The sequence below is a fragment of the Thermosipho sp. 1074 genome (assembly GCF_001999655.1).
GTDB classification, from domain to species: Bacteria; Thermotogota; Thermotogae; order Thermotogales; family Fervidobacteriaceae; genus Thermosipho; species Thermosipho affectus.
Window position 1 is genome coordinate 350523 of sequence record NZ_LBEX01000018.1, and the last position, 23517, is coordinate 374039.

At 27.6% G+C, this 23517-nt stretch carries 23 protein-coding genes and 2 pseudogenes; 12 read left to right on the top strand and 13 right to left on the bottom strand.

Annotated features, from left to right (window positions below; genetic code table 11):
- Nucleotides 1–7 precede the first annotated feature (7 nt).
- Together XO08_RS08610 and XO08_RS08615 are read right to left on the bottom strand one after the other, a co-directional pair.
- A complete protein-coding gene (locus XO08_RS08610; protein ID WP_088368954.1) occupies nucleotides 8–832 on the bottom strand; it encodes an ABC transporter permease in 825 nt (274 codons plus the stop codon).
- 9 nt (nucleotides 833–841) lie between these two features.
- Nucleotides 842–1048, bottom strand: coding sequence for a hypothetical protein (locus XO08_RS08615; protein WP_075666541.1), 207 nt, complete (start codon nucleotides 1046–1048; stop codon nucleotides 842–844).
- Between the two features lie 652 nt (nucleotides 1049–1700).
- Between XO08_RS08615 and XO08_RS08620 the strand changes: the two genes are divergently transcribed.
- The 3 genes from XO08_RS08620 to XO08_RS08630 all read left to right on the top strand — a co-directional run bounded on the left by XO08_RS08620 (nucleotide 1701) and on the right by XO08_RS08630 (nucleotide 5372).
- A complete protein-coding gene (locus tag XO08_RS08620; protein WP_075666545.1) occupies nucleotides 1701–1928 on the top strand; it encodes a hypothetical protein in 228 nt (75 codons plus the stop codon).
- A 294-nt stretch (nucleotides 1929–2222) separates the two neighbouring features.
- Nucleotides 2223–3587 carry a radical SAM protein gene (locus XO08_RS08625; protein ID WP_075666546.1) on the top strand — a complete coding sequence of 455 codons (1365 nt, stop codon included), beginning with the start codon at nucleotides 2223–2225 and terminating at the stop codon, nucleotides 3585–3587.
- Between the two features lie 63 nt (nucleotides 3588–3650).
- A complete protein-coding gene (locus tag XO08_RS08630) occupies nucleotides 3651–5372 on the top strand; it encodes an ABC transporter ATP-binding protein (protein ID WP_075666547.1) in 1722 nt (573 codons plus the stop codon).
- A 202-nt stretch (nucleotides 5373–5574) separates the two neighbouring features.
- Here XO08_RS08630 and XO08_RS08635 read toward each other — a convergent pair whose 3' ends face one another.
- From XO08_RS08635 to XO08_RS08645, 3 genes are read right to left on the bottom strand one after another with little or no spacing between them, the layout of a single operon-like run.
- Nucleotides 5575–5754, bottom strand: a complete 180-nt coding sequence (locus tag XO08_RS08635; RefSeq protein WP_075666548.1) for a hypothetical protein — start codon at nucleotides 5752–5754, stop codon at nucleotides 5575–5577.
- Nucleotides 5751–7088, bottom strand: coding sequence for a S41 family peptidase (locus tag XO08_RS08640; RefSeq protein ID WP_075666549.1), 1338 nt, complete (start codon nucleotides 7086–7088; stop codon nucleotides 5751–5753). The genes XO08_RS08635 and XO08_RS08640 overlap by 4 nt, the downstream gene beginning before the upstream one ends.
- A 3-nt stretch (nucleotides 7089–7091) precedes the next feature.
- Entirely contained in the window at nucleotides 7092–8402 is a 1311-nt protein-coding gene (locus tag XO08_RS08645) for a radical SAM protein (RefSeq protein WP_075666550.1), read from the bottom strand.
- Between the two features lie 957 nt (nucleotides 8403–9359).
- On the opposite strand from XO08_RS08645, the gene XO08_RS08650 reads away from it, so the two are divergent.
- The 5 genes from XO08_RS08650 (at nucleotide 9360) to XO08_RS08675 (ending at nucleotide 14869) form a co-directional block, all read left to right on the top strand.
- The gene (locus tag XO08_RS08650; RefSeq protein WP_075666551.1) at nucleotides 9360–10655 is read left to right on the top strand and encodes a radical SAM protein; all 1296 of its coding nucleotides are present in this window, start codon (nucleotides 9360–9362) and stop codon (nucleotides 10653–10655) included.
- Nucleotides 10639–12255 (top strand): ABC transporter ATP-binding protein, encoded by a 1617-nt coding sequence (locus tag XO08_RS08655; RefSeq protein WP_075666552.1) that lies wholly within the window; start codon nucleotides 10639–10641, stop codon nucleotides 12253–12255. The genes XO08_RS08650 and XO08_RS08655 overlap by 17 nt, the downstream gene beginning before the upstream one ends.
- A gap of 689 nt (nucleotides 12256–12944) precedes the next feature.
- Nucleotides 12945–13514 carry a hypothetical protein gene (locus tag XO08_RS08660; protein WP_075666553.1) on the top strand — a complete coding sequence of 190 codons (570 nt, stop codon included), beginning with the start codon at nucleotides 12945–12947 and terminating at the stop codon, nucleotides 13512–13514.
- Complete coding sequence (locus tag XO08_RS08665; RefSeq protein ID WP_075666554.1) at nucleotides 13508–13810, top strand: hypothetical protein; 303 nt, start codon at nucleotides 13508–13510, stop codon at nucleotides 13808–13810. The genes XO08_RS08660 and XO08_RS08665 overlap by 7 nt, the downstream gene beginning before the upstream one ends.
- Nucleotides 13811–14365: 555 nt before the next feature.
- Nucleotides 14366–14869: a hypothetical protein gene (locus XO08_RS08675; RefSeq protein ID WP_075666556.1), complete on the top strand. Its 504-nt coding sequence runs from the start codon at nucleotides 14366–14368 to the stop codon at nucleotides 14867–14869.
- A 265-nt stretch (nucleotides 14870–15134) separates the two neighbouring features.
- Here XO08_RS08675 and XO08_RS09470 read toward each other — a convergent pair whose 3' ends face one another.
- From XO08_RS09470 to XO08_RS08700, 6 genes are all read right to left on the bottom strand, one after another.
- The gene (locus XO08_RS09470) at nucleotides 15135–15269 is read right to left on the bottom strand and encodes a hypothetical protein (RefSeq protein WP_255362985.1); all 135 of its coding nucleotides are present in this window, start codon (nucleotides 15267–15269) and stop codon (nucleotides 15135–15137) included.
- Nucleotides 15270–15443: 174 nt separating this feature from the next.
- The gene (locus XO08_RS09415) at nucleotides 15444–15695 is read right to left on the bottom strand and encodes a nucleotidyl transferase AbiEii/AbiGii toxin family protein (protein WP_232218185.1); all 252 of its coding nucleotides are present in this window, start codon (nucleotides 15693–15695) and stop codon (nucleotides 15444–15446) included.
- Nucleotides 15628–15888, bottom strand: a complete 261-nt coding sequence (locus tag XO08_RS08685) for a hypothetical protein (RefSeq protein WP_075666557.1) — start codon at nucleotides 15886–15888, stop codon at nucleotides 15628–15630. Before XO08_RS08685 ends, XO08_RS09415 begins: the two co-directional genes overlap by 68 nt.
- Nucleotides 15889–16559: 671 nt before the next feature.
- Nucleotides 16560–16739: a hypothetical protein gene (locus XO08_RS08690; protein WP_075666558.1), complete on the bottom strand. Its 180-nt coding sequence runs from the start codon at nucleotides 16737–16739 to the stop codon at nucleotides 16560–16562.
- Between the two features lie 51 nt (nucleotides 16740–16790).
- Nucleotides 16791–18134: a S41 family peptidase gene (locus XO08_RS08695; RefSeq protein ID WP_232218186.1), complete on the bottom strand. Its 1344-nt coding sequence runs from the start codon at nucleotides 18132–18134 to the stop codon at nucleotides 16791–16793.
- A 28-nt stretch (nucleotides 18135–18162) separates the two neighbouring features.
- Entirely contained in the window at nucleotides 18163–19491 is a 1329-nt protein-coding gene (locus XO08_RS08700; RefSeq protein ID WP_075666559.1) for a radical SAM protein, read from the bottom strand.
- A 1540-nt stretch (nucleotides 19492–21031) separates the two neighbouring features.
- Here XO08_RS08700 and XO08_RS08705 point away from each other — a divergent pair.
- The 4 genes from XO08_RS08705 (at nucleotide 21032) to XO08_RS09355 (ending at nucleotide 22692) form a co-directional block, all read left to right on the top strand.
- On the top strand, nucleotides 21032–21895 hold the full coding sequence (locus tag XO08_RS08705) for a hypothetical protein (RefSeq protein WP_075666560.1): 864 nt from the start codon (nucleotides 21032–21034) through the stop codon (nucleotides 21893–21895).
- Nucleotides 21896–21902: 7 nt separating this feature from the next.
- On the top strand, nucleotides 21903–22178 hold the full coding sequence (locus tag XO08_RS09345) for a hypothetical protein (protein WP_198022707.1): 276 nt from the start codon (nucleotides 21903–21905) through the stop codon (nucleotides 22176–22178).
- A 21-nt stretch (nucleotides 22179–22199) separates the two neighbouring features.
- Nucleotides 22200–22376 carry a hypothetical protein gene (locus tag XO08_RS09350; protein WP_198022708.1) on the top strand — a complete coding sequence of 59 codons (177 nt, stop codon included), beginning with the start codon at nucleotides 22200–22202 and terminating at the stop codon, nucleotides 22374–22376.
- Between the two features lie 178 nt (nucleotides 22377–22554).
- Nucleotides 22555–22692 carry a hypothetical protein gene (locus XO08_RS09355; RefSeq protein ID WP_198022709.1) on the top strand — a complete coding sequence of 46 codons (138 nt, stop codon included), beginning with the start codon at nucleotides 22555–22557 and terminating at the stop codon, nucleotides 22690–22692.
- A gap of 296 nt (nucleotides 22693–22988) precedes the next feature.
- Here the strand turns inward: XO08_RS09355 and XO08_RS09510 are convergent.
- Nucleotides 22989–23297: pseudogene (locus XO08_RS09510) on the bottom strand (ATP-binding protein); the annotation flags it as partial.
- A gap of 1 nt (nucleotide 23298) precedes the next feature.
- Nucleotides 23299–23475 (bottom strand): annotated as a pseudogene (locus XO08_RS09515) (ATP-binding protein); the annotation flags it as partial.
- Nucleotides 23476–23517: the final 42 nt, after the last annotated feature.

Below are 23517 nucleotides of genomic sequence, written 5' to 3' on the forward strand. Positions count from 1 at the left end.
AACCTCCTCAATACCATGCAAGAGTACCTTCCTTTCTTGCTTTATTAAATGATAATTTAAATAACCAAACACCAAATGGTATTAACACCAAACCCATTATTACCATAACAAGGAATCCCGTTCTTATTTGAACTACATTATAGCCCTTTAGTAAAGTTTTTCTTAAAAGATCCATACCATACGTTGATGGAAGAAGATACGAAATTCCTCTTATAAATTTCGGCATAATTTCTACTGGATAGTATATTCCAGAAAAAAGCCCTGTGAGTGTAAAATATATCCACCCTACTGGATCACCTCTTTTTGTTATAAGTATTATTGCAGCTGAAATTAGTCCAATTCCTATAAGCGGAAGCATTACAACAAGCAAAACCAAAAAAGATGCAAAAATATTTGGATTTATTTTTACAGAAAATAACCACACAAGTGCAAAAAATATAAATAAAATATTAAAGGTTGTAAACAAAAAGCCACTTAAAAAGTTGAATGCGAAAAGTTGCCAAAATGGCGTATCTGAAAGCAAGAAATATTCAAGTGTTCCCATTCTTTGTTCTCTTTGTATTGACGCTTTGAAAGTTGATAATGCAAGATTTGTATAAGACATGAATACTGATCCAGTTATAAAATATGCAAGAATATCTCCACCATATTTTTCAATTAATGGAAAATAATTACCACCAGCTATAAATTTCCCTATGAGCCCAAATTGTATTATTCCAACAAATCCACTTAAAAATCCCAAAATAAATTGTGTCCGGTACGAAAACCAGATAATTACATCCCGTTTTATAAATCCAAACAATTTTACTGCAAATTTTATAAAATTTTCCATTCTTTCACCTTATTTATTTTCCTCATAAAGCCAAGGAAATAACCAATTCCACCAATGTCTTTTTTTACAGCCTTCATTACAAGAAACATTTGGTGAACATTCCTCTTTGTTTGCACAACCGTCGCAATTTTTAACATCTCCACAAAGTCCTCTTTCTCCATCACAAAAGGAAAGATATACTTTATCGTTTACAACCGGCTTGTTTAAAAATTCCATATAATTCCCTCCTTTTTCAATAAAGTTTTTGATTAATTTTTTGAATATTTCAGTAAAATTATACAAAATCTACGTTTAAATTACAAGTATAATAATTTTATGTTTTTATATATTAACATCATCTATATAACTATGGTTTAGTAAAACATATGTACATTTAATTAGCATTACTACATATAGTTTTGTAGTTCCTATACTGATAAATCAAATAAAAATATGTTAAAAAATATATAAAAATATTGGGTTAGGAAAAATATTTAATTGCTACGCTTATCAAAAAAATTTCCTAAATTGTAAAAGTTAAATTTTATAATAAAAAAATGAAAAAATATTTTTGTTAGAAATAGAAAAATTAACAAATAAAACCACATTTTTATGGTCTTGTGCAATGTTAATAATAAAACCTTCTTATTTTAGATATTATATTATAAAGCATAAATCAAATTATTCGTAATAATTATGCAAAATAATAAGAAACATTTTAAAATTTCAAGTATTTTTGCTATAATTATGGTTAAAAAAAAAAAAAAACGCACTATATGAAAATTTTTAGAGATTGATAGGCGCTTATATATCTTATAAAATAGAATTGTAATTTGTTTAAAAAAATATTTTTCGTTAGTGAAAAAAATATCAAAAGGAACGATATATTATGAATGAAATTTTCAAGGATGCGTCTTTTGTTTTTTTGGATAAAAATCTTAAAATCACACATGAAAGTACAAATTTCACAAAATTTAAGTCGTATTACGTCGTTGATTTACCCGAGTATAATGTGTACTTGCCTGTGCAACTTGAAAAACATAAAATTAGAAATCTTAATGGAAAGTTTATATGTGATCCGTTTACTATAGTAAAACAAAGATTTTATAACAACTAATAATATAATTTAAAATACATCATGAATCCCGGGCCGGGATTATCTTAAAAGAAAAGGAGGGGATAACATGAAAAAAGTTGTTATTTCTTCAAAAAATTTTGATAAAGTTTTGAATGCAGGATGTACGGGTTATTTTCTTTGTGGTAGTTGTAAAGAAGGCAAACTAACACCATAACTTTAAAATTGTCCTCCACCTTATTAAACAAGGTGGAGGACGTTTATAAATAGTAATTCTTAAAATTTGTGAGGGACTACTTTTATTCAGAATTTTAGCCAATATATAGGGGTGAAATAATGAAAGAGCTTGAATTCATTTTTAAACATTTGGAAAACATAAAAAGTAATTTTAAGCTTTTTTATCGTAAAAATGATAAAGGTTTATTATTACATAAACCTACTCTAACATTATATGTTCTAGATAAACAAAATTTTCAATTTTTCAAAGAACTCTTAAACAAAAATGAAGCACAACTAAGAGAAAAATTTAAAAAAAAGGATTTTGAGCTGAAAGATTTAAAAAATACAATTGAAGAAATTAAAAAGCTTGTTCAATATAACAGTCAAAAAGATAAAAAAACAAAAAAATTAGAAAGATTAGCACTTTTTATTGCGCAAGAATGTCCGCTAGAATGTGTTTATTGTTATGGGAAAGGAGGAACATATGGAAAATCAGAAATAATGAGTTTGGATATTTTAGAAAAATCGATTAACGTATTTTATTCACTCTATGACAAAATTGAAACTATTCAATTTTTTGGTGGAGAACCATTAGTAAACATAGAAGGAATATGTAAGACAATCGAAATTTTAAATAAAAAAATAATGAGACAACAAATAATTTATATGCCGAAAATTAATATAATAACTGGGCTGGGAGTTTCAAAAAAAGTAGTTGAGAAATTGATATTATTACTTAAGAAAAATAATCATTTTAATTATGAAATAATTGTGAGCTTTGATGGTCCAAAAAAGATACAGAATCTATTACGACCTTTTAAAAAAGGATTACCATCATATGATAGGATAGTTGAAAATCTTAATATTTTAAAAGAAATAAATCAACCAAAAGCAATAGAAGTTACTTATACAAAGCAACATTTAATATTTGGAATTAGTCACGAAGATTTAAAAGAATTTTTTAAGAATGAATTTGATATTGAAGATATTTTAATTAGACCTGTAATGAGCTGCGATGAGAATTTAATTATAGAAAATGATAATACTTTAAAGGAAATAGAAAAAATATTAGAAAGACCTTATGATTTGGAATATAAACTGAAAGAATATATAAGTATTTTGATCAATTCCAAACCTACAGAATATTATTGTAATGCTGGAATATCCAGTGTTGCTATATCAGCTTCTGGCGATATATATCCTTGTCAATTAGTTGTTGGAGATTCCAAATTTGCTTTTGGTAGTATTCAAGCTCCAATAAAAACAATAAAAGAAAATCTAAAAAAAATGGAAAGTAAATATAAAATTTTAAACTCAAAACTTCTTGACAAAAATTGCAAAGAGTGTTTTTTAACTTTTTTTTGTGAAGGTTGCGTTTTTAAGCAATATTATTTTGAAAAATCATCCGATGCATCTATTCCACATAATAACTGTGAAATTGTAAAAACGTTGACTGAACGTTTATTTTTAAGTATAAATTAACAACAAAATGTATTACTCAATATCAACAGAATGATAGAAAATTAAAAAATAAGGAGGAATACAATGAAACTTTTTTCGATTTTATCAAATAAAGAAGTGAAAGAACTTTTAGATTACACAAAGAAGTATGTAAGTTATCAAAAAACTATTTTTATATTAGCTCCGATTTTACTTATTGTTGGTTCAATTAGTCCGTTTCTTGTCAGATTTTTGTTTGATAATATAATCCAAAATGCGTATTTTTCAAAACTTCCATTATTTGTATTATTATTCATTTTTGTAAAAGGAGCGGAGAGATTTCTTTCAGTTATTGTGAATTATAATTTTAGAAAATGTGGAAATCTAATAGTTAGAAATGAACAAACAAGTTTTGTTAAAAAAATTCTTCGCTTACCAGTTCGGACTATCTCTGGAAATAATACAGGTGATATACTTTCAAGAGCAACTTCAGATATTCCTGTTTTTTCTCAGGTAGTAAGTACAGCTATGCCAGGTATTGTTTTAAATGTCATATCACTGGTTGTTTTTAGTGGAATACTTATTTATTTGAGCTGGCAACTTGCAATAGTTGTATTTGCAACTATACCTTTTTATAACCTATCTATCAATAGTTTTAACAGGCTTTTAAAAAATTTTTCTAAGTTGGAACGCGAAAAGAATAGTGAGGTTATAGAAGGAATACGTGAAAGAATAGAAGGAGCATTAACCATAAAACGCTTTGGTAAATTTGATTATTTTGTAAGCAGCTTAAAAGAGAAAATAGACGATTGGGTAAAAGTAAGTAATAAATATAATTTGTTTATGCAATCAATAGAAGATTTTTTAGTGTTTATAAAAGATATATGTCCAATAATAGTATTAAGTTTTGGTGGATATCTAGTTATGAAAGGAAATATAACTCTTGGTACTTTGGTAGGTTTTTATAGTTTCATGAACTGGATTTATGAACCAATAAGAGTTTTAAGTCACTTCTTTGTTTCACTTCAAAGTTCAACACCAGTTTTTAAAAGAATAAAAGAAGTATACGAAATAAAAGAAGAAACAAGCGGAAAAGAAACAATTAAAAATGTAGATGAGATCGAATTTAAAGGAGTTGACTTCTCATATAACAGCAATTATGTGTTAAAAAACTTAAATTTTAAAGTAACATCGGGTGAACGAGTTGCCATTGCTGGTTTAAGTGGTAGTGGAAAAAGTACAATGTTAAGTCTTATGACAAGATTTTATGAACCAACTAATGGGAGTATATTAATAAATAAAAAAGATATAAAAAGGTATACACTTGAATCTCTCAGAAAGAATATTATAGTAGTAAAACAAAACGATTTTCTTTTTAACATGAGTGTAAAAGAGAATATAATACTTGATGGTAATTTTAGTGAAGAAGAGTTCATAAAAGCAGTGAAAATAGCACGCGTGGATAAGTTTGTAAATGAACTTGAAAATGGATATAAAACATTGATTGGAGAACGTGGGAAAAAGTTATCAGATGGTCAAAGACAAAGAATAGCGATAGCAAGGGCAATAATTAGAAAACCACAAGTTCTTGTACTTGATGAAGCAACATCTGGAATAGATTCTAAAACTGAAGAAGAAATATTTGAAAATCTTTTCAAACTTGATATGACAATAGTAATTGTTTCCCATAGATTATCCACAATTAAAAAAGCAGGGAAAATATTTATCATAGAAAATGGACAATTTATATGTGATGGAACTCATGAGGAACTACTTAATAAATGCTCAAAGTATAAACAAATCATTCAGGCTCAACTTATTAGTTAAAAATAATTAAATTATAAAATATCAAAAAAATATTAAAAACAACTATTTTTATATTTATCATCTTACTTACATTATTATTTAATAGCGGATACATTTTATAAACTATTTTTTGATTTTACCAAATGAAAATAAACTCCTTGTGTAAATTGATTAGCAATAATATAAATATAACATAGTTGTAAGTCCTGATTTATAAAAGATACTAAGGAACATTTGGGTTGTCCCAAGTACATCCAATAGGTAAATCAAGGAAACACCCACCGGGTGCTGGCCCACATGGTCCACTTCCTCCTTCGCATAATTGTGCAATCATTTCACAGCCATTTTCCGTTTCCAAATCTTCTGGTGGTATTATGGGATTTAGTATTTTTACTTTCATCATTTTTCCCCTCCTCCTTTTGTGTTTTTATTTATAATTTCAAAAGCATAATCTAACATTACATCATTTTCTCCAAGCAAATAATCTATTTCTTCATCTTCGGTTAATTCTTTTTCATAATCCACCTCTATTTTTGGGTTGTCTGTAATTTTGTAATATCCACCTGGTATAAGTACTAATATTTTCGTATTTGGTAAAATATATTTTCCCAGTGCAGCACCAAGAGAATTAACAGGTTCCCTTGGTCTTTTGCCTATTATTTTTCCTACGTTTAGCTTTTTAAAAAAGTATGTAGCTACAACTGCCGCTGAAAACATTCTATTATTTACAAGAAGCCATATCTTTCCGTTAAAATTGTGTCTTGCAGGAAGTATTTTTGGATTTAATTCGTATTTTTCTAAGGTCCTTTTTATTTTTCCGTTACTTAACGGTATATTCTTGCAGGTGTACCCTACTAAGTATATTTGTAAAGGATTTTGGGTTAAATATTTGAAAAGCTCCCACACATTGTCTAAAAATCCCCCAGAATTTCCTCTTAAATCTATTATTAAATCTGATAAGTCTTCATTTTCACTGAATGTTTTGTTCAAAAATTCTTTGTAATATGTTAACCATCTATAACTATACATAAACGTACTTATTTTTAATATTCCAATATCTCTTCTTCTTTCAAACGATAATTTTCTTTTTTTCCATTCCTCTGGATATAATTCTTTTTTCTTTTTAATTGCCTCTTCAAATTTAATGGCATTTACTTTTATTACTTTTTTTATATCATTGGTTTTTATCAACACTTTGAAATTATTTTTATCTTCAATTTCTGGAAAGAGTTTAATTAAATCCTCCAAATGTTTGAAAAGTACATCTGAGGAAATTTTTGGTAAAAACAGTTTCAAATCATTAATTATTTCTTCTACGTTCCTATCATCGATTTTCAAGATCTCTACCTTATTTTCTAACTCAGTCACAAGTGAATTTTTCACAAATAATCTATTACCTACCACCACTGGTTCAAATGGCATTACTAATATATCTGGTGTAATATTGAAAAATACCCCATAATGTCCATCGCTAAAAATATGTATTATAGGAGCGATAGTTTTAAAAAACTCGCCTTTTGTCATAGGCTTGTTAAGTTGTCCCTTTATTCTGTTAACTTCTGAATAAAACTTTTCCTGAGATACAAATTCAAATGGATCAATCCCTGATTTTAGTATGTAGTTTATATAAATTTCAAAATCTTTTTGTAATTCTTCAGGAGAAAATAATTGTTGATTAAAACTTATCATAGCAAATAGTAATAATAAGATTGAAATCCATTTTTGTATATTTTTCATAAATTATCTTCTCCTTTGAATTAGAATTTTTTTCAGCTTTTCGGGAATGTATGAGTATAATGCAATAGATGTTTCAACAAGTTTTCGAACAAACCTACAATAATCTTTGTTTAATTTATAATTCTTTTTATCAATTATTCCAGATTCGTAATAACATTGACCTCCACAAATATATCTTGCAAAGCAACTTTGACATTCTTTTAAAATATCTACCTTTTTAATTTTTTCCATGATTGTTTCTTCAATAATTTTAAAAATCTTTATTTTATTGTCTTTTAACACGTTCCCAACTTTGCCAGTAAAAGTTCCATCAAACCTATGACAAACATAAACATCTCCTTTAGGATTCACTACTACAACTTTTCTACCTGCTCCACATGGGTAATACCTTTTTTGCCTAGTATGTAAAATTTTTAAAAACATCCAGATTATATTTGGTAACTTTTTTTGAAATTTATCAAAATTTCTTTCTTTTAAAAGTTTTATCATTTTATCTGTATAAATATCTATGCTATTTAACAGTTCATCTATTCTCGGTTTTAATTTATTATCATTTGTTGAAACTAAGAAAACAGTAAATGGAATTGTTAACGTAGAAAAAAACTCCATTAAGTTAGTAAAATCATCATTTTTTGATGTTAAAGTGGCCCGAAGCAATATTTTTTTAAATATGTCGTTTTTATATGACGAATGTAAAATTTCAATTGCTTTTATAATATCTTTATAGGTTCCTTTCTTGTTCTTTTTTAGTCTCAATTTATCGTTCAATTTTTGGTTTCCATCCAGACTTAATGTAATTGAAAAGTTATTTTTTCTAAAAAACGTAGCTATTTCCGGTGTAATGATAGTGCCATTCGTTGTTATAGCAAATCTAATATTTTTTCCTAAATAACTGTTTGCAAAATTTACAACTTTCTTGATAACACTAAAATTAATGAGCGGTTCTCCTCCAAAAAAAGAGATTCCAACGTTTGATTGCCCTTTTTCATAAAACATTTCTATAGCTTTCTTAGCTGTTTCCAGATTCATTAAACCTTTAGAATGATAAGTTCCTTCTTCTGCATAGCAATAAACGCATTTAAGATTACACATATGTGAAACTGTTAACACTAATAACTGTGGTTTAAAATTAATACTATTAAAGCTGCATATCTTATTATCTATAAACGGTTTAACTACACTAACTATATTTGGTGGTAAAAAATCGTTATCTTTTATTTGATGGCTAATTTCTTCATCAATTTCAAGTAGTAATAAGTTTTCTGGCAGAAAAAGAAGATATTTTCCAAAATGATTTATAAGTTTGAACTCCATATTTTCACTCTTCCTTATTAATTTATTCCACTTCTACAATTTATTATATAAATCACATGAAAATATAACAACCTCGAAAAATTTCAATTATAAGTTTTTTTTTTTTTTTTTAAATATTTCTAATTTATTTAAAATATATTAACGAATAATGTGAAGCATTTTTTATGTACTAAAACTATTTTTATAGTTTAAAAAAATTGTTTTGTTTATTTTCCTTATAAAGCCAAGGAAATAACCAATTCCACTAATGCCTTTTTTACAGCCTTCGTTACAAATGCCAACACAAGAGTCGTAAAAGTTAAATTTTATAATAAACAAATGAAAAAATATTTTTGTTAGAAATAGGAAAATTAACAAATAAAAACACATTTTTATGGCTTGTGAAGTGTTAATAATAAAACCTTCTTATTTTAGATATTATATTATAAAGCATAAATCAAATTATTCGTAATAATTATGCAAAATAATAAGAAACATTTTAAAATTTCAAGTATTTTTGCTATAATTACATTTAAAAAAAAAAAAAAAAACGCACTATATGAAAATTTTTAGAGTTTGATAGGCCTTTGCATATCTTATAAAATAAAATTGTAATTTGTTTAAAAAAATATGAATCATATCTCAACCATTCAAATAAATTTGCTTAACATACAATAAATGCATAAAGGATTTTTATATTGTTTGTTAAAAAAATAACAAGTATTATGTCAATAAGAATATATTATGATTTCTTTATAAAAATCACAGGGGTGGAGGGGAGTTTTTAAGGAGGTGTTAAAATGAAAATAATACTAAAATGGTCTGATGTAAAGAAGTCGGTTCTTAAGATATCAGCTACTAAAGTAAACTGCTCGTTATCGGCTGCTCATTGTTCATATTTTGTACATTAAAAATTGATTCCCTCCACCCTTTCCGCTTATTTTTAATTATTTACATCAAAAACAAGGAGGGAAAGGAATGCGTTTTTTTAAAGATGTAAAAGGTAACTATTGCGTATGTTTGGACTCGGAAACTCTTAAATGGATAATTGTTGATAAAAACTCAGCTCTACAATGTGACGATAGCAATCAAAATCTAATAAAAGTCTTCGAAGATGAAAGGGTTAATGAAAAAGAAAGTGAAATTCTAAAAGATAATGTATACCCTAATCCTATTGGGATATCAATACTCCCAACATTTAATTGTAACTTAAAATGTATTCATTGTTTTTATGAATCAAGGCCAGATAAAAGTTATCAAATGCTTAATCGAGATTATATTCCTTTAATTATTGAACTAATAAATTCGTATAATATTGAAAATGTGACAATAGGTGGTGGTGAACCTTTAACTTATCCACATCTAAGGAAACTATTAACCGACTTATTAGAAAAAACAAATGTAAAAATTTTTTTATTAACAAATGGGTTATTATTGTATAAAATAAAGGACTTTTTGAAAAATACCCAACTTAGTATCCAAGTTAGCTTTGACGCTACAAATGCGGACACTTATCAAAAAGTACGTGGCGGAAATTTTCAAAATTTACTTGAAAATATAGCTTATTTAAAAGATTTGAAAACTGATACTGCTTTGAGTTATACAATACATACTATTAACAAAGATGAAGTTATAAAATTTATAAAATTTAGCGAAAAAATAGGTATCAACTTTCTTCACTTTCCAATTATAGAAAATTATGGAAGGGCAAAAATTAATCAGTTATCTCCAGCCCCTAAAGAGCTAATTGACTTATACCAATTCTTGGTTTATTACTCGTTTCACTATAATAAATTAAAAATTTATTTTGTTGAGGAAATTAAGTTTAGATTACTGAATCAACTTAGGAGATATAATTGTTCAGCACTTTATAATCAATTATCTCTTGGACCTGATGGATATTTATATCCATGTAGTGAATTGATAGATAACAGATTCAAAATCTGTCATATCACGGAATTGAAAAAATTAAAAAACTTTGTTCAACAATTCAGGATTCAGACAAACATTGGAACACCGATTGTCCAAAAAATTTGTCCAGATTGTCCTATAAAATATTTGTGTGGTGGAGGATGTAGAGCTGTTGATTTTCTTTCTGGAAAAAGCTATTTTAAAGCAAAAGCAGATAGTTTAACTTGTGATATATTTCTGAAAAGTGCTTTTACTATTTTGTGGGAACTTGCAAATTATGAACTTAATCCAAGAATACCATTAAACCTCCTCTATTCTGATAATGTATTTAGGTGGGTGAAAGAATATGAAAAACATAACTAAAAAACAAATAGTTAAATTACTTAAAAAACATCTCTTTCATTTATTTTTTGCATTTTTTCTGCTAATTTGTGCAACAGGAATGACAATTTCTATTCCTTTATTTTCAAGAAATATCATAAATTTTATATTGACTAATAATACCACAGCTAGTTTGTTCAAAATTCAGCTAATGTTACTTTTGTTGGTGAGCCTATCCAAAGAATTTCTTATGTACTTTTCGTATTACATCTTCGAAAGTAGGATGAGATTTTTTACCGCATCACTTAGAAAGACAATATTTGAAGTAGCTCAAAATAATTTCAATCAGATTTCTTCCTTTGAATCTGGCAGGTTGTTCACTTACATTAGTACGGATACAGAGAGAATTCAAAATTTCTTTTATCCTACTCTTATATTTTTTTTGAAAGACTTGCTTATATTGATTTTTGCCTTAACCATAGGGCTTTTTATGAATCCCTTGGCAATTATAATATCAATTCTTCCTCTACTGCTTTTCTTTGTTTTAGCACGTTTTGTTAATTCAAAGATTAAAAATCTAACACATAAAGCACTTGAATCGCAAACGGAATTTATAAGCAGGTTAAAAGAATATATTCAAGGAATGGAAATGTTTCGGGTATTTTTGAAAGAAAAATTTTCTATAACAAAGTTTAAAGAATTCAATGAAAATTATACAAGAAATGATATCAAAAGGATAAAGTCAATTGTTTTATTCAACATTCCACTTGCACTATTATTCAATAGCGGATATATCATAGCAATAATTATGGGAATCTATCAAATGAAGATAGGTACCATACAAGCAGGTGGTTTAGTAGCAGCGCTTATGATAATAAATTATATCTATGAATCTGCAAAAAACTTTTGGGATTTCAACATACATCGCCAGGAAATAAAAGTTGTGCAAAAAAGACTTTCTGAGATTTTAGAACTACCGTTTTCAAAAAAATGCAACGCTACTTCCAAACTATACCGTTTAGACGAAAAGATCAAGTCTTTAAAAGTACATATACCAAACTTTTCTTACGAAGATACTACTCCATTACTTGAAAATTTTAACCTGGATATACAAACAGGAAAAATCATAGGACTTTTTGGAAAAAGTGGAATAGGTAAAAGTACTGTAATAAAAATCATTCTTGGACTTTTAAGTGTAGAAAACAACTACGTTTTCATTAACAACATATCGCTGAGTAAAATCGAGATAAATTCATATTATCAGAAAGTTGGTTATCTTCCCCAGCATTCAGTTTTATTTAAAGGAACGGTTAAAGAAAACATACTTCTTGGTGAAGATAAAGAATTAGATAAGGACTTAATAGAATTTTTAGATGATCTTTCACTTGAAAAACAAGTAAAAGAAGGAGGTAAAAATCTTTCAGGTGGAGAACGTCAAAGAATTGCTATAGCACGAACATTTGCACAAAATGATAAAGACATGTATATCTTAGATGAACCCACAACTTATCTGGATGAAATAAAAATCAGAGCTTTAAAGGAGCTGATACGCTGTAGGTCAAGTAAATCTATAGTTTTGCTCATCTCACACTCCAGGGATTTTCTAAAAGATTTATGTGATAGTATCGTGGAATTTTTATAAATTCAAAAAAATCAACTATCATGTGTGCTAAACAAGAATAAAATGAAGATACTAAGAAGCATTTAGATTGTCACAAATACAATCATTATTCTTTCCCTCGTTTTGTGATTTTGTTTATAATTTCAAAAACACGTTCCAATAAATTTATGACAAACATAAACGTTTCCTTTAGGATTCACTACTACAATCTCGAAAGATTTCAATTATAAGTTTTTTTTTAACCATAATTATTTGCAAAATGCTTTTTATTTTAAAATATTTCTAATTTATTTAAAATATATTAACGAATAATGTAAAGCATTTTTTATGTACTAAAACTATTTTTATAGTTTAAAAAAATTGTTTTATTTATTTTCCTTATAAAGCCAAGGAAATAACCAATCCCACCAATGTCTTTTTTTACAGCCCTCGTTACAAATGGCAACACAAGAGTTGTAAAAGTTAAATTTTATAATAAAAAGTGAAAAAATATTTTTGTGAAAAATTAGTAATAATTATGCAAAATAATAAGAAACATTTTAAAATTTCAAGTATTTTTGCTATAATTACATTAAAAAAAAAAAAAAAACGCACTATATGAAAATTTTTAGAGATTGATAGGCGCTTATATATCTTATAAAATAGAATTGTAATTTGTTTAAAAAAATATTTTTCGTTAGTGAAAAAAATATCAAAAGGAACGATATATTATGAATGAAATTTTCAAGGATGCATCTTTTGTTTTTTTGGATAAAAATCTTAAAATTACATATAAAAGTACAAATTTTACAAAATTTAAGTCGTATTACGTCGTTGATTTACCCGAGTATAATGTGTACTTACCTGTGCAACTTGAAAAACATAAAATTGTAAAAGTTAGAGAAAAGTTTGTGTGTGATCCTTTTAATAAAATAAACCAAAAAGTAGAGATTCTAAGTTCTCTAATAACAAATAAAAATGGTAAAAACGTATCTAAAATCTTTTATGTTTCACATGTAAATACTGAAGTTGAAATAAAAGTCAAATTTTACTTTAAACTTGTACCTGAAGAATTTCGTTCTTTTATTATAGTGCTAAGGGATAAAGAAGACGTTGAAAAAATTTATATAAGGATATTCAGCTTGATAGAAAAAAGTGGAGAAATGGTATTTTACCTAAAATTTGATGGAAGAAAAATAGTAGGGAAAAAATATTTAGAACTTTATAGTTGTGGAGAAAGATTGTGGTCTGAAAATATTGAAATTATTAAAAACACATATGGGGGGGTTGAATTATGGTAAGACCTTATTCATTAACAGCGAACGATGGCACTGGAAGAATGCATGATGGATACTACAACAAAGAAGTAGCAAGAAAAATCGATGAAATAACCACCAAAGCTTGGCAGACGGATAGGAAAGTAGTGCAGAGTCCTCTATTTCAGATTGGGCTATCTGGTATTTTGACTGTGGCAACTGGTGGACTGTCTGCAACTAAAACAATAACTAAGTTTGCAATAGGAGCGGCAAGTGGTGCTTCAGGTATTGGCATCACGAACTTTCTCCTAAAAGCTGTGGACTATGCTCATGGAAGGTGATATGGTTGAGGAAAATTCTTAGACTTGTATTAAATCACGCAAGATTTTTCTTCGATACTTTTATCGATGTAGAAAACAAAATATGGACATACTTATTGTTTACATTGTTTGATGTTATTTACCTTTATAAATTCACTAACATGTACCCTATTTTCGGATATGATATACCACATTTGAATATTTATCAAAAAATCCTGCTTATTATTATTTGGATATTGTACATCGGTTATCCGATGGATATTTACATAGAGAAAAAGAATATTAGTAAAAAAAGAGCCATATTTTTCTCCGTGATTTTTATATATGAGATTCCAAATTTCACAAATATTCAGCTCTTTCTCTTTGCAGGTAAGGGAGATGTTGTATATAGAGTCATAATATACTTTCTTTTCATGGCAATTGTTATACTAATTCATCCATTAAACAAAAAAAGGATTTTATTTAGGAAATAGTGTATTGGAGGGATAGTGCAAAAACTAATGCTTGACGATCGTTTAGAAAGTTTTGTGACGAAAGCGGTAGATTATACAGTATTTATAACAAAGGTGGGTGATTATGGATACAAAAAATAATATATTCATTAAATTAAAAACTTGGCTTATTAAAGAATACGTAGAAATAAATATCATACCAATTTTTGCAATTATTCTTTCTATATTTGATATGTATTTATTGCTTTCAAAAGCAAACATTCCACCTTTATCTGATACAGGAGATTTTCGTTGGGGGTTCAAGCTTTGCTGGATAGTAATATTAAGTTTCCCATCAATAGCAATATTGAATTTTCTCTCAAACATAATATTTAAAACTTGCAAGAGAGAAAAGATTAGTAAAGTCAAAGTTAAAGGTTGGTGGGTGTCATTTTATTTTGAATATGTTAACATAACAATAGTGCTATGGTCTGTGATACTTTACATATTTTACGGAAACAGGGATGTACTTAACAAAGGGCTAAAATGGATAATAATATATTTACTAATACTTGTATTAGTACATCCGCTGAATAAAAAGAACATAATTTTTGTTATGATGAAAAATAAAAAAAGACGTTACTTTTGAAAGTTTTGTAAAAATATAAGAAAGTAGGCTTTTTCAAAGAAAAACTTGATATGTTCAAAGAAAAAGAAGAAATTTAATATACACAACAAATCCAATAAAGACTTTGAATAACTGTTTATGGATCTCACACAAAAAAATTAAAAGACGAGTATCTAAAAGTGTATTGGAAAAATATTACTAAATCCACAATAGGTGAATTTATTCATCGATTTATTTAGAATTTATACATTTTTACATAGTTTCTAAAAAAGTCTTTTATTTTGTTTCAACTATTTTCAACTTTCTGAAAGTCTTTATTTTTTTCAGCATCATCAAAATATGTAAGTGATTTTAAAAAGACTGCTAAATTGTATTTAAGATATTTTTTTGTATCATGTCTAACAAATTGTTGATGCACCATTTATGAATCTTTATCAATGTCTAGTCTAGAGGTCAAAAAAATCTTTTTTTAGACCTCTTTTACTTATGGCATCTGCCTTCATACAAGCTATATCTTCATCACTTGCCACTGGTACATTTTTTATTTTCTCAATTTCTTTTATAAGAGGATATGGATACTCAAATAAAGAAACCTTTACCCCATTAAGTACAAAAATAAGAGTTTGAGTATTTCTATACACAAATTTAAGTTCTTAAGTAACTCTTTTTCATATAGTTCAAGTTTGAATTTTTCGGTGGGCAAAAGAAAAAAATCGAAATCCAAGGATGGTCTATGATTATATTTTAAAAGAAGAGAAGTACCACCTGCAAGATAAAACTCATGGAAAATATCTAATTCCAGTATTTTTTCTAAAACATTCTCTTGCTCTAAGGTTAATTTGTGCATCAGAAACCTCCAAAATCAGCTGCCAATAGCTTTTATCCCTACCCTGAAACCTGTGGAAATTATCCAAAAAAACTTTTCTCAGGTTGCTTTTTCCATATACTTTTAAAAGCTCTTTTATATCTTCAATATCTCCAAATATCATTTTTCTTATTATAGTCTCATTTCCTCTACAACTATCCCACACAAAATTCATACTAATCATCTCCCATTAATATTATATCATGTGCTGTTTCAAAAATCCAAACAATTAAGATCCTTCGTCGCTTTGCTCCTCAGGATGACATTCCCTTCGGTGCTTCGCACCTCAGAATGACAGGAAGAGGAGATATCATTCAAGATTCTTCGCACATATTGCTCAGAATGACAAAAAATGAGAAAAGTTTATATTTTTATTTTTGAAACAGCTCCCGCTTTCCTTGATTGTTCTGTCTTTTCGTATCGGATCAACTCAATAGAAAATTTTGATACTTGCAATGTTAATGATATTATTGATGGTTTCTCACATAACAATAACAGAAGGTAGGAGCAGCAAGTGGTGTTTGAGGTATTTTTGTTACGAATTTTCTCTTAAAGGATGTAGATAATGCTCAAGGAAGGTAATATAGTTAAGAAAACTTTTTAGATTTGTCATAAATTTTGCAAAGTTTACAACTCTCTTGATAACATCAAAATTGATGAGTGGTTCTCCGCCAAAAAAGAGATTCCAACATTTGATTGCCATTTTTCATAAATCACTTTTAGAGCTTTCTTAATTGTTTGCAGGTTCATTAAACCTAAACTTCGTTATATGATTTATACAATTTATATTTGTTTTGGAACATGAAAGAAGGGGAGTTGTTTTTTATTTTGGTTTTTCATCAAGAATTAATACATAATTGGAGGATTACCATAACCGCACAGATCAAAAATACAAGGAATTTCACATATCATATCGCATATAACTGTATCTTCACCGCCACAAAGTCCGTCTCCATCTCCGGGTGTAAGACAAGCTTCTATTTGTTCTTCGCTCTTAGGTCCAGTATTTAACAATTTTATTTTCAACTTTTCACTCCTTTCCTTAATCCCCTTCTTTCATGTTGATTATTCAAAACATTATTTATTCTTAATTATTTTTATTACTTTTTCAAGAACAGGATCAGAAACTCCTGTCAACCACTCAAGTCTCTCTTCCGTTGTCATTGTAAGTTCGTAATCTGGTATTATTCTGTTAGGTGAGGAGTAAGATGTGATTGCAGCTGGAATGTAAACATAAATTTTCATATTTGGCAAATAATGATTAATACCACCCATTGTAAAATGTGAGGAATAAATTGGTCTTTCTCCTATTATTCTTCCTATTCCATAACTTTGAACAATACTGGCAAAAGTTATTGCAGCTGAAGCTATACCGTTATCGACAAGTACCCATACTTTTCCATTAAATACAGGACTTCTTGGAGTTATAATCCACGAATAAGTTGTTTCAATTACTCTTCCATCGGTGTTTGTATCATAACGAACTCCTATTCCTGCCAAAGCTTGTATGTTGTACTTGGAGTTTTTAACTTTAACTCTACGTTTCACAGAAAGTTCTTTATTTACAAAATGGCCTAATACTTCAATTACGCTTTGTGGTTTACCACCGAAGTTTCTTCTTATATCTACAACCAGATCTGTCATGTCTTTATTTTCTCTAAAAACTGTGTTCAGAAATTCTCTGAAATCGACAAATAAATTGCCTTTGATGCTAAAACTCCCTATTCTTAATATCCCTATATTTCCTTTTCTTTCAAATTCGTAGGGTAATTTTGATTTCTTAGATTCTTGAACTTTTCTTCTATATTCTTTCATTGTTATAGCCTTTATATTTTTTCTTTTTATAGAGCCGTTATATTCAAATTCTATTTCCGCACTTTTTTTATTCCAAAAACTAGGTATCAAGTTGATATATCGGGAAATTTCATGTTCTTTCCGAGAAGAGTTATCTTTTGTAATGGTGTACTGCTCAAACTCCTTTATTATTTGTGCTGATGGGATGCCATCAATCGCCAAAACTTTTGATTTTATTGGTATATTCTCGATCAATGAAAAAACAACGTAGATATTATTATCTATAACATAAAGAGTCATTGGAAAGATTTGAGAATCATTCGAAATGGGAAGTTCAATACTACAATGGTAATCATTCAGGTAATGGAAAATAGGAGAAACCGCTTTAAAAAATTCAAAACTATCCATAGGTTTGTTAAGTTTTCTTCTTACATCATCAACGATCTCTGCAAATTCTGGGCTTTTAACCAGTCCATTTGGATCAATGTACGCTTCTTTTAGAAGGGCAATAATAAATTCAAAATCTCTTTGAAGTTTTTCTGGTTCAATTTTGGCTGCAAATATCGAGGAAATAAAAACAACACTTGTTAAAAAAAGAACTATTAACACTTTCAAAGATTTTTTCATAAAATCCCTCCTTTTTTAAAACAGTTTATTATGAAACTACTTCTGATTTGTTTGCTTTTGAAAAATTATCTTTTAATTTATCAGGTAAATAAGCATATATTACTAATCCCAATTCAAACAATTTTTTCTTAAAATGGCAACTGAGCTTATCAACGGTATTCCATTCATTAGCCGTAATCAGTGATTCATGATAACATCTACCACCACAAATATATTTTGCCCAGCAGTTAGAACAATCTTGTAAGTGATCCACAGTATAGAGCTTCTCTGAAAATAATCTTCTTGTATTTTCAATAATGTCCTCACGAGTATCTTCAAATATATTTCCAACCTTGCCGTTATTGTTTCCATCCATTCTATGGCAAATGTAAACATCACCCATTGGATTTACAACCAAAACTTTTCTACCACCGCCACACGGATAAAATCTTTTATTTTTACCATGAACAACAGTTATTGCAAGGTTCATCCATCCAAATGTCTTTTTAAAAGCTTGTTTGTAATTTCTATCTCTAACCAGATCTGTAATATATTTTCCAAAATCATTAATTTTCGAAGATAATTCTTCGAAAGTTGGTCTTAAATCTTCATCATTTGTTGTAACTAATTGAATTGTGAATGGTAAATCTAAAGAAGAAAAGTATCCAACTAATTCAATCAAATCGTTATTTATAGAAGTTAACGTAGCACGAATACTAACTCTACCATTTGTGTTATACAATAATAATTTTTTAATACTATTTAAGATAGTATTATGTGTGCCTTTACCAGCTTTTGTGTAACGCAATTTATCATTGTAAAATTGATCTCCATCTAAGCTTATCAGAACACTAAAATCATTATTTGTCAGAAAACATGCAACATCATCTTTTATCAAAATTCCATTGGTTGTCATTCCAAATTTTACATTTCTTCCAATATATTCTTTTGCAAATTTCGTAACTTGTTTTATAAGTTTAAAGTTCAGCAGAGGTTCTCCTCCGAAAAATGTAATTCCCACATTTGATTGACCCTTATCAAAAAAAGTTTCAATTGCTCTTTTAGCAGTTTCAAAATCCATGACTCCTGGATTACCATAAGTTCCGTTGTTTCCATAACAATATTTGCAATTTAAATTACATTCATGAGATACTGTTAGAACTATTGCATTAATATCATACTTTTCTTCAACCGTTTTCGTAAACTCATTTTTTTGTTTAATTGGTAAGTATTTAAATATTTCCTTTTTTATAGATTCTGGCAAAGTACTTTTGTTTTCAAAAAATGAAAATAACTCTTCATCAATCTCAAACAATAATAAGTGTTCAGGCAAAAAAAGAAGATGTTTTCCAAAGTGACTTATGAGTTTAAATTCCATATTACCCCTTCTCCCCCGTTAGTTTGTTTATTTAAATGAATGTGAGAAAAAATTCACTTGTTAAATAAAATACTTAAAATTTTTATATTCCATCCAAATTACATTATACAATTTATAAATTCACTCGTACAACCTTCAAAAAAATTCATTTTGCCTTTTTTTTTTTTTTTTTATGACAAATTATTAAAAAAATACTTTGTGTTTTAAATGATTACTAATTTATTGTTTGTGTGTTAACACATTATTTTTTTAATATTACAACGAATTTGAAGATTCTGTCGAGAAATTGCTATAAAAAAACACTCACCAAAACAGATTAATAGCCCATATCAGAGGAAAAGCTCACCAAAATACTTTCTGAGACACTTGAAATTTGTAAAAAATTTGGTTTTGAAAATTTAAATGTTGATAACTATGCAGAATATGTAACATTTAGAAATACAGGAAAATTATATGGAATTTTAGGGGGCTTAGATAAAATGTATATATGATTACAACATGATGTGCAGTTTTGCACACCATATTATTTTATTGCAATAATCAAAAATAATTTAGATAAAGTCACATGCCCTGTACTTATCACTGGAAGTTTAAAAATAATTTAATAAATGATATTGATAAAAAATTGCTTGAGGTTGCAAAGAAAATAAAAACATCATTGACAATATTTAAATATGACGGAAATCACCCCATTATAAAAAGGAATTTTTCAAAAATATAGCTATAAGATTTTTAAATGGGAATTTGTAATTTGAATTAAATAAGTTTTTAATGTATTATATAATTGTTGACAAAATTGATATAAGGAATAGAGACGGCTTTTGTACATGCAAAAATGGATAGGGTAATTAAGTTAGAAATGAGCATAGATGTTTATTTCAGGCGTTTTTATAATGGTTCAGCTGAGCAATTAATTAAGACATTGAAGAAACTTCACCAAAAATACGCTCCAGAAGTAAACTTTATACCTGAATTGTAATTCAGTTTCCGAAGATCTTCTAATTGAATGGTTTGAACCTTATCTTTACTTTGACTACTTTAAATCTGTTGATTTATGCAATTAAATCAAAATCTGTTATGAGTTTTTTTGCAAAAAAATAACATCTAGCCGAATATTTACCAAACAAGTAATTATATGTTAAACTGGATAGATAGTATAAAAAAGCACCCGAAAATTATTTGGTGATGGTATAAAGGTAACTGTGAATACAGATGATGCTATAGCGTGGAATTTTTTCAACAGAAAAGTTTAATATAATTAGAATAATCGGAAAGTTTGTCAAGTGTTAGCGATGTTGGATAGGTTAAAGAGTTAGTGAAAAAATAAGATTTTTCATCGTTTCGCTCCTAAGAATGGAGGTAGGAAAGACTTAAAATGACAAAAAAGAATATTCCACAGAATGATTAAAAAATGAGAAGAGTTTATATTTTTTACTTTTTAAGCAGGTTCAAAAAAAGCTTGACTTTGCATAAAATTGTTTGTTTTTTGTTCAGTTCCTAGAAGAGTATTATAAGAAAAAAGCTATTATGGGGGATTTAAGTGATAAAAATTATTGATACATTTCAAGAATTTAGAAAAGTTTTTTGTAATAAATTAGATTTATCTGTAAATGAAAAAGTTGAACTATGGGACAAAAAGTATATATTCAAATATCCTGAACTTGAGAGAAAAATAAAAGAAGATTACGAATTAAATGGGTATAACTGGCAAGAAATAGCAAAAAAACTTGTTTTTAACAATATTGAGAAAAATTACAAGAAAATGATTCAAGCATATCAGAATATAGTGCAAATAATTAACAAAACAAGTAAGAAAAGTTTTGAGATGTTTAATCTAAATTTAGAATTGAATGTAGTACTATATTGCGGACTTGGTAATAGTGCTGGCTGGGTGAATAAATATGAAGGAAAAAGGGCAATATTGTTTGGAATTGAAAAAATTGCTGAACTTAAATGGCATACGTTAGAAAAATTAGAACCACTTGTAGCCCATGAATTATGTCATGTAATACATTTTGAGTTGAGAGGAGAAGATGATTTACCAAGAGGGATTAAAAAAACTAAATACAATTTGGGAATTTGGAGAATATATGAAGAAGGATTTGCACAATTTTATCAAAACAAATTATTAGGAAAAAACGTAGATTCTCGTGGTAAAAAGTGGATGGAACAATGTAATGAAAAGAGGAGAACTTTAAAAAAGTTATACAAAGAAGCCTTGGAAGTGGGAAACACACAAAACTTTTTTGGAGATTGGTTTGAAGTTTTATATATCAATGATGCTGGTTATTTTTTAGGAGCTGAGTTAATAAAGAAATTAGATCAAAAATACTGTATAGAAGACTTGGCTCGATTAAATTTTGAGATAATAAAAAAAGAAGTATTAACTTATTTATCTGAGTAAAGATATAATGTATGATTTATCACATATAAAAAGAATTCTTAAAATGGTCAAAAGGTTAGCAACACATTGTGAAAACGAAATAGATATGGATTTAATTATATATGGTGCTTATTTTCATGGAATCCTTTATGAAAAAGAAAAACAAATATTGAAAATTTTTAAAACTAAAGAATTGTCAAAGGAAAAAATTAATAAGATAATTCAGGTTTCCTGGAAATCTCAAAAGAAAAAAAACTCCTGTAACATTATAAGGGAAAATCCTTCATTGGGCTCACTTAATTGAAGGAGGTAAGACTTTCATAATTTGAAATCCTTAATTGCTGGTACTTTAAGAGGTCAAGTATTAGAAGAAACAATAGAGTATATTGAAAAAAACATACTTGGAAAATTCAAGCCTTACCTTTCAGAAACACAGAATCTCTATATCGATAAAGAAGAATTTGCAAGGAAGTTTTTAAAAGAGTTAAAAGAAAATTTGTGATTACTGAAAAGGAGGAATTTGTATGAAAAAAGGTGATAGATTGTTCGTTAGAATAGATTATAGAATTAAAGATATTAAATTTGGACCAACAGATTTTGAAGATCATTTAAAATAGTTAAACGATGTCGCAGCTAAGAAGTATTTTATTGGTGGAGGTTTCTTAAATGAAGATGACGGAATGCTTATTTTTGAAGCAACAGATTTAGATGAAGCTACTGAAATTGCAAACAATTATCCTATAATAAAAAGAAAATTGTATACTTATAAACTGTTTGAGTGGGAGTTAGTTGTTCTTTCTAATAAAAACGGTTATTGATACTTTTTTCATGGTTTTTTATCTATAATTTTTATAAGTCTTTCTATTTGTGGATCTTTTTTATTCAGTATATCTTCCATCGTTGTATAAACTTCGATATCAGGGTATAGGCGTCCTCCGGATCGTTATTAATGTTAGGCCTCACCCATTTTTTGTGGGATACATAAAATTTAAATCCTGAAATTGGTAGTTGAAATCTTAAAATGTCTCCGTAGCTGGATGGTTGGTTTCCTGTTGGAGTGCCTATTATCGTTCCTAAAAATGTAAAAAAAAGGATTATTATTGTTGGTTAGATATTACTGTTTAGAAGAATTATAGAAAAATTCAAGTTTTTCCTTTAATCTATAGGCTTTTCCTTTAATTAAGATTACGTGGGAATGGTGTAATAGTCTATCTAATATTGCTTGAGATAGTACAGGAGAACCAAATATCTCGCTCCATTCTGATAACGGAGTATTGGTTGTTATTATTGTTGAATGTTTTTCATATCTTTTTGAGATTAGTTGGAAGAATATATTTGCTCCATCTCTATCTATTGGTAAACATCCTATTTCATCTATTATTAATACTTTGTATTTTGCAAAGTGTTTAAGTCTTACTTCTAATCTATTTTCTTTTAGAGTTTTTTTTCAATTGAGCTATTAATTCTTGGAAATGTATAAAATATGTTGAATATCTATATTTTTCTATTCTTAATGAAACTGCAAGATGCGTTTTACCAAATCCTGAAGTACCTACAAATAATATATTTTCATTATTTTCTATAAATATTAAGCTTTTTAAATCTAAAAGTAGTTTTCATTAATTTTTAGATTAACTATTTTT

Coding starts and splice junctions, on each gene's coding strand:
- XO08_RS08635 (WP_075666548.1), bottom strand. CDS start 5,754: ATGATGAAAGTAAAAATACTAAATCCCATAATACCACCAGAAGATTTG.
- XO08_RS08660 (WP_075666553.1), top strand. CDS start 12,945: ATGAATGAAATTTTCAAGGATGCATCTTTTGTTTTTTTGGATAAAAAT.
- XO08_RS08685 (WP_075666557.1), bottom strand. CDS start 15,888: ATGAATTTTGTGTGGGATAGTTGTAGAGGAAATGAGACTATAATAAGA.
- XO08_RS08645 (WP_075666550.1), bottom strand. CDS start 8,402: ATGGAGTTCAAACTTATAAATCATTTTGGAAAATATCTTCTTTTTCTG.
- XO08_RS08630 (WP_075666547.1), top strand. CDS start 3,651: ATGAAACTTTTTTCGATTTTATCAAATAAAGAAGTGAAAGAACTTTTA.
- XO08_RS08675 (WP_075666556.1), top strand. CDS start 14,366: ATGGATACAAAAAATAATATATTCATTAAATTAAAAACTTGGCTTATT.
- XO08_RS08625 (WP_075666546.1), top strand. CDS start 2,223: ATGAAAGAGCTTGAATTCATTTTTAAACATTTGGAAAACATAAAAAGT.
- XO08_RS09470 (WP_255362985.1), bottom strand. CDS start 15,269: ATGGTGCATCAACAATTTGTTAGACATGATACAAAAAAATATCTTAAA.
- XO08_RS09355 (WP_198022709.1), top strand. CDS start 22,555: ATGCTTATTTTTGAAGCAACAGATTTAGATGAAGCTACTGAAATTGCA.
- XO08_RS08655 (WP_075666552.1), top strand. CDS start 10,639: ATGAAAAACATAACTAAAAAACAAATAGTTAAATTACTTAAAAAACAT.
- XO08_RS08615 (WP_075666541.1), bottom strand. CDS start 1,048: ATGGAATTTTTAAACAAGCCGGTTGTAAACGATAAAGTATATCTTTCC.
- XO08_RS08650 (WP_075666551.1), top strand. CDS start 9,360: ATGCGTTTTTTTAAAGATGTAAAAGGTAACTATTGCGTATGTTTGGAC.
- XO08_RS08700 (WP_075666559.1), bottom strand. CDS start 19,491: ATGGAATTTAAACTCATAAGTCACTTTGGAAAACATCTTCTTTTTTTG.
- XO08_RS08640 (WP_075666549.1), bottom strand. CDS start 7,088: ATGAAAAATATACAAAAATGGATTTCAATCTTATTATTACTATTTGCT.
- XO08_RS08695 (WP_232218186.1), bottom strand. CDS start 18,134: ATGAAAAAATCTTTGAAAGTGTTAATAGTTCTTTTTTTAACAAGTGTT.
- XO08_RS08665 (WP_075666554.1), top strand. CDS start 13,508: ATGGTAAGACCTTATTCATTAACAGCGAACGATGGCACTGGAAGAATG.
- XO08_RS09345 (WP_198022707.1), top strand. CDS start 21,903: ATGTATGATTTATCACATATAAAAAGAATTCTTAAAATGGTCAAAAGG.
- XO08_RS08620 (WP_075666545.1), top strand. CDS start 1,701: ATGAATGAAATTTTCAAGGATGCGTCTTTTGTTTTTTTGGATAAAAAT.
- XO08_RS08610 (WP_088368954.1), bottom strand. CDS start 832: ATGGAAAATTTTATAAAATTTGCAGTAAAATTGTTTGGATTTATAAAA.
- XO08_RS09415 (WP_232218185.1), bottom strand. CDS start 15,695: ATGCACAAATTAACCTTAGAGCAAGAGAATGTTTTAGAAAAAATACTG.